General features: G+C 58.2%; 2 protein-coding genes. Both read left to right on the top strand.

Features of this window, described 5'->3' with window-relative positions; genetic code table 11:
• Positions 1–403 precede the first annotated feature (403 nt).
• Positions 404–3,514 (top strand): transglycosylase domain-containing protein, encoded by a 3,111-nt coding sequence (locus MEB48_RS26155; protein ID WP_237886680.1) that lies wholly within the window; start codon positions 404–406, stop codon positions 3,512–3,514.
• A gap of 165 nt (positions 3,515–3,679) precedes the next feature.
• Positions 3,680–8,599 (top strand): NEL-type E3 ubiquitin ligase domain-containing protein, encoded by a 4,920-nt coding sequence (locus tag MEB48_RS26150; RefSeq protein ID WP_237886679.1) that lies wholly within the window; start codon positions 3,680–3,682, stop codon positions 8,597–8,599.
• Positions 8,600–8,607: the final 8 nt, after the last annotated feature.

Here is an 8,607-nt window from a genome sequence, read left to right as displayed (position 1 = left end):
AAAGTAGAAGCCAGGAACGTCAGTTCCGAGCCTTGCTGCGCAAGGCTCGGAAACTGGGGATGGACTTGGTGAAGGCAGCGTGATTTTTCTTTTTAAATCAATTGGTTATTTTTTGTTTGATGAGAGCAGGCTTGCCTGCGAAAGCGGTAGGTCAGGCGACATCACTATTGACTGTACTGCCGCCTTCGCGGGCAAGCCCGCTCCTACAGTGAAAGCGGTCTGTCTGGCGACATCGATGTTGACTGCACTGCCGTCTTCGCGGGCAAGCCCGCTCCTACAGATGGGCAAGCCCCCCTCGCCACATCCATGCATCACTTACTCCTTCACAATTTTTTCACCAACGCCAACCACCGTCTAAGCTTCAAACAAGTCCGATCAATCTGCGTGAATGGATCAGTCGACTATGGGCGCTTTGTGGCAAACCGATTCGAGTAAAACTGTGGTTCCGACTGAACGAGTGGATGAAGCGCCTTTACCTGAGAAACCCCGCCGGTCCCGACACGGCTGGGGGGCGTTCTGGTTGTTGCTGCTGATTATCCTGATTGTCCTGGGCCTCGCCGCGGCCAAGGAAATGCGCACCTCCAAGTTTCAGGCCCGGGAAATCAGCCAATATGCCGCCTCGCTGAAGTACGAGATGCAACCCGGCCCCAGCGACGCGATTCGCTACCCTGGCGCAGGCCCGTTCGATCAACGCTTGGGTTACAGCACCCTGGATGAATTTCTGCCGCGCCTGCTCAAGCGCGACTATGTGGTGTCAGCACAAACCCGCTTTTCCCCGGCGCTGATGAAATACAGCGAAAAGGGCTTTTTCGTGCCCTATGCAGAGAAAATCCAGGCCGGGCTGTCGATCACCGATTGCCGCGCGGCACCGCTGTACCAGTTCAAATACCCGCAACAACTTTATTCAAGCTTTGCGGCGATCCCCCCGGTGGTGGTCAGCAGTTTGCTCTTCATCGAAAACCGCTTTTTGCTCGATCCCCATCAACCTTTGGCCAACCCCGCCGTGGACTGGCCACGGTTCGGCATGGCAGCGTGGTCCCAGGTGGCCAAGTTGTTGCGTCTGCCCGGTCAGTCGGCGGGCGGCAGCACGCTGGCAACGCAGCTTGAGAAATATCGACACTCGCCCGATGGCTTGACGGTGTCGGGCGCGGAGAAAATCCGGCAAATGATTTCCGCCAGCGTGCGGGCCTACCAGGCGGGGCCGGAAACTCTTCAGGCCCGGCAAAATGTGATTCGCGACTACCTCAACAGTGTTCCACTGTCGGCGGTACCGGGCCACGGTGAAGTGCATGGCATGGCCGAAGGCCTGCGCGTCTGGTACGGCGCCGATTTCAACCAGGCCAACGAACGGCTGGCCAGCACCGATACCGATCCGAAGAGTCTGTCGGAAAAAGGCCTGGCCCTGCGCGAGATGCTGTCACTGATGATCGCCCAGCGCCGCCCTTCCCATTACCTGACCAAGGGCCGTGATGAATTGGCCAGTCTCACCGACAGCCATCTTCGCTTGCTGGCACAGAATGGCGTGATCGATGCGCCACTCGCGACGGCGGCATTGGCCAGTAAAGTGACTTACCGCGACTGGGCCACCCAACCCACCATTCAGCCAATCGAAACCAACAAAGGCATCAGCGTGGCGCGCAGCCGTCTGGGCGGGTTGCTCAATCGTCCGCTGTATGACCTCGACCGTCTCGACCTGTCCGCCACCAGCACCCTGCAAGGCGAGCTGCAAACCCAGGCCACCGCGTACCTCAAACATCTGGCCGACCCAACCTATGCAGCGGAAATCGGCCTGATTGGCGAACGCCTGCTCACCCCCACCAGCACCACACAGGTGCGCTACAGCTTCACTCTGTTTGAACTGACCCCGGACGGCTCGCGGGTACGGGTGCAGACCGACAGCACCGACCAGCCGTTCGACATCAATGAAGGCAGCAAACTGGAACTGGGCTCCACCGCAAAAATGCGTGTGCTCACCACCTACCTGCAGATCATCGCCGAGCTGCACGATAAATACGGGACGATGACCATCCCTGAACTGAAAAAAGTCGACATCCCGGACCAGGACCGTCTGAGCCGCTGGGCCGTCGATTACCTGATTCAGAACACCGATCGCGATCTGTCGAAAATGCTCGGCGCCGCGCTGGATCGCAAATACTCCGCCAGCCCCGGCGAAGCATTTTTCACCGGTGGCGGGCTGCACACGTTCGTTAACTTCCGCAAGGAGGACAACGGCCGCCTGCCGACCCTGCGCGATGCCATTCGTGAGTCAATCAATCTGCCGTTCATTCGGCTGATGCGTGACCTGGTGCGCTACAGCACCTATTCCGGCCCAAACAGCAGCGCCGAATTGCTCAAGGACGATCGCGATCCTCGGCGGCAGGAATACCTGGCCTCATTCGCCGACAAGGAAGGGACCTCGTTCCTGCTGAAGTTCTGGAAGAAGTACCGCAACAAGGACACCCAGGCGCGGCTCGAGACCTTTCTCGATGGCATGCGCCCGACGCCGATTCGCATGGCCGCCGTGCATCGCTATCTATTCCCCCAGGCCGACCAGGAAAGCTTCAACACCTTCGTGCGCTCGCACCTCAAAGGCGCCAAGCTTAAAGAAAAACTGACCGATGAACGCCTCGAACGCCTCTACCTGAGCTACGGCCCAGGCAGTTACGATTTGCCGGACCAAGGGTTCATCGCCAAGGTCCACCCGCTGGACCTGTGGTTGATCGGCTACCTGATGAACAACCCTGACGCCAAGTTCAGCCAGATCGTCAAAGCCAGCCAGTTCGAGCGTCAGGAAGTCTATAGCTGGCTGTTCAAGAGCCGCCACAAGGGCGCCCGTGACAGCCGCATTCGCACCATGCTGGAGATCGAGGCGTTCCTCGACATTCACCAGCGCTGGCAGAAAGTCGGCTATCCGTTCGATCACCTGGTGCCCTCACTGGCCACCGCCATCGGCAGTTCCGGCGACCGTCCGGCAGCGTTGGCGGAGCTGATCGGCACCATTCTCAACGACGGGGTGCGCATGCCGACGCTACGCATCGATAGCCTGCACTTCGCGGCCAACACACCCTATGAAACCAAATTGATCAATGATCCGGACGTCGGCAAACGGGTCATGCCCTCCGAAGTCGCCACGGCCATGCGCGAAGCCTTGTCGCAAGTGGTGGATGCCGGTACGGCGAAACGGGTGTCCGGCAGTTTTGTAACCCCCGATGGCAAACCGTTGGCGATGGGCGGCAAAACGGGCACAGGCGACAACCGCATTGAAGCGATCGGTTCGGGCGGACGGATTCTAAGCTCCAAATCCATCAACCGGACGGCGACGTTTGTATTCTTTATCGGTGATTCACACTTCGGCACATTGACCGCGTTCGTGCCCGGGCGCACGGCCGAGGCGTTCAAGTTCACCTCGGCATTGCCGGTGCAAGTACTCAAGGGCATGGCACCGATTCTGACGCCCTACCTGCAACCCGGCAGCCATACAAACTGCTTGCCGACGGAGTTAGCACGGCGTTGACATAACTTCACTGCGCACAGGTGGTAATTAATTATTTTCGGCATGGATAATTCCAATGCTTTGGGAGCAGGGACGCTGTTCAAGCAAACAATAATTCAGACTTTTACTTTGAGCCTTGGGCGTTAGGCTGATGACTCCCATCAACACTCAAGGTTTATTAACGACATGCCTGACTTACAAGGAAGTACGTCGATAACCGACCATAAAGGCCGGCACTACGAATTGATCAAAAACCGGATTCATCCGGTTTTTCAAAGCGTTTCATTGCGAAATACCCGGGAACTGGGCCGCGTCGAAAAAGCGCCCGAGCCCTGGATCAAGACAGCCACCGCACTCGATCAATCCCGCTTACAAAAAGCCAGCCTCGAGCTCTGGTCTTCCCGCAACCAGGTGGATCGATTTCTTGAACAGTTGCAAAACGTTTATGAATTTGCCGAGCCCCTACTCACCGATGCGCTGAAGAAACTGGATATTGATGTCGACGTTAAAAAAACGTACTTGCATCTTTATCTGCCCAAAGAACTCCCCTGGTATGTCATCGATATGTCCGGGGGGGTCGTCACCCATACTGTTTCGCTGATCGACGCCGCCCTGCACAACTTCGCGCGTGGCGAAACCTGCGAACCGGATTCGGACTTCATCAGTCAGCCCGATCAGCGTGGTCAGTTCGATGTCTTGCCCCTCAAACACAAGCTCTCCATCGCCAGGTTCCAGACGTTATGCCGTGAGCTGGACATCGGCGCCCGCTACACCCGATACCTGGAAGAGCAGTTGTTGCAGGGTGATCGCCTTGCAAGGTATTGGCTCCAAAGCCATATCGTTGAAAGCGAGAAAGCCGCTTTCAGAGCCGCCGTGGAACAGGCGACGATGGCCGGCGATGTCGACGCCGATGCCCGTGACATGGTCATTGAAATGCTGGAAGGCCAGCGCAACACCACCTGGAAAGGCAAGCCGGTGCAATTTGCCGACCTGTCCATTCTCGACGGTCCCTTGACCGGCATCATGCTGATCACTGCAGACCTGGAACAATCGCACGAGGTGATGCCTGTGATCGCTTATGTGCCGCAGGATCCGCAGCACCCGCTCAAGCAATACCCCTCGCCCGTCGCGTTCATGAATGAACTGATGCGCCAGCTGCGCGACGACGCGCTGATCGCTTCCACCGGGATGACGTACCGCCAGTTCTTCAGCCGGTTCGTCGACCATTCGCAACGCGGGCATTTCTTCGGCGGGCTGCAGCAACGTCTGTTCGCGGTCAAATGGCATCGAAAGGAACCGTTCGATCCGGGCCCGAGCTGGCGGGAAGTGCCGATCGATAACCCGCGATTGAGTTTCGACATTGCGCCGATCACGGGCGACCTCTGGGTACATCTTTATCAAAACAAATTGAACAAGATTCTCAATGATGCTCGGGACATCGCCGTGTCGACCGCCGACACCGATAGTAAGGCGCGGTGGGCCTGGTGGGATAACTTCAAAAAAATAGCCTCCGATATTTTCAACGTTGCTCTGTTGATCTCTACGCCATTCGTTCCCGGGCTGGGCGAACTCATGCTGGCCTACACGGCGTATCAACTGACCAGTGATGTCATTGAAGGTGCTGTGGACCTGGCCGAGGGACTATGGGCAGAAGCAGCGGATCACGTTGTGGGGGTCGTGACGGATGTGGTTCAACTGGCCGCGTTCGCCGCCGGGGCGAGCATCGCCGACGCATTCCGGCTGAAGATTTCCGTGTTGGTCGAGGGCATGCAACCGGTGAGCTTGCCAACCGGTGAAACCCGCTTGTGGCACCCCGACATCGAGCCCTACGCCCACCCCAGCCTGACGCTGCCAACAGACTCCAGGCCAGACCGGCTGGGACTGCATCGCCATCAAGGCCGGGACATTCTTCCTTTGGAAGGTCGCCACTATGTGACTCGCAAAGATCCGCAAACCGCACAGTATCGACTTGAACACCCCACCCGTCCCGAAGCCTATGCACCGAAACTGTCCCATAACGGTCGCGGCGCCTGGCGCCATGAAGGTGAAAACCCCTTGACCTGGGAGCACCCGAAGCTGATGCATCGGCTGGGGCACATGACCGATGGCTTAAACTCACGGCAACTGGAAAACATCCGCCTGATCAGCGGCACCGAAGAAGACGCACTGCGGCGCATGCATGTTGAAAACGCCGAGCCGCCGCTATTGCTGGAAGACACGGTAAACCGCTTCAGGGCGATGGAAGATGTTGCTGCCACGACTACGCAGATTCGTTCGGGAAGCCCGATAGACCCGTCATCGCACTGGTTCGAGCAACTGATCACCGAACTGCCGGGCTGGCCGTCCGACCATGCCTTGAGGGTGTATGAACGATCCGACCTGCTCGGCGCGTCCCGCCTGTACGGCAACGCCAATGCCCGGCCGGAACGGACGTTGGAGATCGGGCTGGCGGACGTGATGGCAGGCAGGCTGCCGGAGCGGGTCGTCAGGTTTCTCGGTGAGCGACAGCTCGAAGCGCTGGTCGGACCGGGGCTCTCCAGACAGGCGAAGGTGCAGCGCCTGCGTGATCGCCTGGCCGACCAGGTCGACGGGCGCAAGACCAACATCGCGGATTACATCTATCGCTTTCGCGCACGCAGTACCAATCGACGCGTTCAGGTCATGCAGCGGCAATACCCTGAACTGCCGACGATCATCGCCGAACGCCTTGTCGCCAATGCCAGGCAGGACGATCTGCGTATCGTTGATGCACAGCAACGCCTACCACTGGATCTCAAGAGCCGTGTGCGCGAATGTGCTTTTGAAACTCGCTCGACACGCGCCAGCGAGGGCTTTTATCAGGCCGAACGACTAACCGCCGACACCGAGCGCCTGGCGCTCAACGCGCTGCGATTCAACAGCGAGGGCCTGCGCGATCTGCGCGTGGAAGTACGTGACGGCACCGCCGAAGGTCCTTTGCGGTGCAGCGTCGGTCCTGACGATGCCACTCAAGTACGACTGCTCTTACGGGTGGGAGACGATCGGTATGAGGTTGTTGACGGTCAACATCGCTCGCTTTCCGATACTGTCGACTTTCACGAAGCGCTGCTGCGTGCCTTGCCGGTGCAGGCACGCCGGTCAATAGGTTATGGATTGGGCCAGGGACAAGCTTTCAAGCAATGGATTATGGCCAAGACCATGGCACCGGCGGAACGCCGCACCCTTTTGCTAGAACCTTTCATCCGGCCGGTAGCGGAGCTGGAAACGAGCCTGCTTCTATGCGGCCCTACTTTCTCCAGACAGCCAGTCACCCTTGAGCAACGAATGAAAAATCTGTATCCGCACCTGCGTGAACATGACGTCGACAACTTCATTCGCTCCATGCCTCCCGGCACCGATCCTGTTCAGTTGCTGAAAAACCTGAAGCAAGAGCTCATAGAGCTGGAAAACATCCTTGCTGCATGGAAGATAAAGAACACGCCATTCGAGCCCGACAATACGCTTCTTGCGCCTAGGGAAATCACTTTTATCGCTGATCGCCTGATGGAATGCTTCCAGCGAAAACCTTTGGAATTCGGTGAGCGCAGCACGCACTTCGACAAGGGCTACGCTCTGGACTTGTCCTCTGAGTCACTGAGTTTCAACCTGGAGCCCTGGTGGAAGACATTGCCGCAAATTCGCCCGTATCTGGAACAGATCAGCACTTTGAGTCTGGATGGGGTGAAGTTCTCGCCGGGCTCCACGGGACTTTTGAAAGACTTTGCCCGACTACGCCACCTCAGTGCTCGTCGCTGTCACCTGACCCGTTTGCCGGAAAACGTGGCAAGCATGCACCTGCTCGAAACCCTGCGTCTGAGCTATAACCTTTTTGAACTGGATGACGCAGCGGTCGAGCGATTGAAGCATCTGACGTACCTGCAAACCCTGCGGCTCGATAACAACCCGCTACGCCGGCCGCCCAATGTCGAGCGCATGCCACGCCTGAAAGTGCTCAACCTTTCAAACACCGGGATCGATAACTGGCCAGACGGCTTGCTGAGCAAGCATCGCCCCAAGGGGTTTTTTCTTGATTTGCGTAACAACCCGATCAAGACCGTACCCACTGTCGTCAACGGGTCAAGGCAAGCATTGGTGGTAGCACGCGCGCGGCTGGACATCGACTCCTTGCACGATACCCAGCGCCAGCTCCTGTTCCAATACCGCGATTCATCGGGCTTGCCGCGCCAGAACACCTACGCCCCTCTGGCCGCCAATGCGCGCGCCAAATGGCCGGTCGATGATGACTCATCGCTCTGGGGTGCGAACTCGCCTGGCCTGGGGACGTACAGAGCGGAGGCCTGGGACAATCTCATGAATGAGCCGAACTCCGATGGTTTCTTCAAAATCATCGACAGCCTGACGGATTCGGCCGACTTCAGAGCCGGTGGCGCTACTCGCAAGGCCTTGTCCCGTCGCGTCTGGGAACTGATCGACGCGGTGGATCTGGATACACCGTTGCGCGAAAAACTATTCCAGACCGCCGAGCAACCCACCACGTGTGCCGATGCCAGCTCCGAAGTCTTCAACACCATGGGCATCCAGGCGCTCGCCTCCCAGGCTTATTCGTACACGACCAACGCCGCCGAGCTGGAAGCCCGGCTGGTGAGCTTGAGCAAGGGCGCCGCGCGCTTGCAACGGGTCAATGACATCGCACGGGCCGATGCGCTGTCACGCCCGAGCAGGGTCGAAGAAGTGGAAATTTACCTGGCGTATCAGACCCGTCTGGCATCGCGCCTTGAGTTGCCCTGGCAATCGGAGGGCATGCTTTACCAGCAGATCGCCGCCGTGAGCGACAACGCCATCGAGCAGGCGTACGTCACCGTTCTAGCGCTGGAGCAAGGGGACGGCTTGCTTGACGTCATGCTCGAACAGCCGTTCTGGGACCAGTACCTGCGCGAGACCCATGACCTGAGATTCCGTTCGAATGATCGGGCGTTCGATGAGAAGTTACGACTTCTCGAGCAACGCAGGGAGGCTGGCGAAATCAATGAGCAGGCCTACTCGGATAGCCTAAACACGCTGGCCGATGAAAAACTGCAACTGGGACGAAGCCTGACCCGGATGCTGCTGGACAAACACGCGTTGTAAACGAGTAA

This window comes from Pseudomonas sp. PGPR40 (genome assembly GCF_022014505.1).
Taxonomy (GTDB): domain Bacteria; phylum Pseudomonadota; class Gammaproteobacteria; order Pseudomonadales; family Pseudomonadaceae; genus Aquipseudomonas.
Note: the sequence above shows the minus strand (reverse complement) of the source record. Positions and strands in the feature narration are given on the sequence as shown.